The 746-nt window shown below is 34.9% G+C and carries 1 pseudogene; it reads left to right on the forward strand.

What is annotated here, in order from left to right:
• Positions 1–44: 44 nt before the first annotated feature.
• Positions 45–746: pseudogene (locus tag FUA24_RS05160) on the forward strand (glycine--tRNA ligase); the annotation flags it as partial.

Consider the following 746-nt stretch of genomic DNA (forward strand, 5'->3'; position numbering starts at 1 on the left):
AAAGAACTGTAATAGTTAATTGTCGGTTTTATATTTTTGCAGCTATGGCAAATCAAGACGATAAATTTAAGAAGGTTATATCGCATGCAAAGGAGTACGGGTATGTATTTCAAAGTAGCGAAATTTATGATGGTTTAAGCGCAGTTTATGACTATGCACAAAACGGTGCTGAACTTAAGAAAAACATACGTGACTATTGGTGGAAAGCCATGGTGCAAATGCATGAAAATATTGTAGGCATTGACGCTGCCATTTTTATGCACCCAACCACTTGGAAAGCCTCAGGACATGTTGATGCCTTTAATGACCCATTAATTGATAATAAAGATTCTAAAAAACGTTACAGAGCTGATGTTTTAATAGAAGATTATTGTGCTAAAATTGAAGCAAAAATAGATAAAGAAGTAGCTAAAGCCGCAAAGCGTTTTGGTGAAGCCTTTAATAAAGAAGAATTTGTAACAACTAATGCTAGAGTTTTAGGTTATCAAGAAAAAATTGATACCACGCTATCTAGAATGGCAAAGTCTTTAGAAAACGAAGATTTAGCCGATGTTAAAGCCTTAATAGAAGAATTAGAAATAGCAGACCCATTAACTGGAAGCAAAAACTGGACAGACGTAAAACAGTTTAACCTTATGTTTGGTACCAAACTTGGTGCTTCTGCCGAAAATGCTATGGATTTATACCTAAGACCCGAAACAGCCCAAGGTATTTTTGTAAACTTTTTAAACGTGCAAAAAACTAGC

Source organism: Seonamhaeicola marinus, assembly GCF_008085455.1.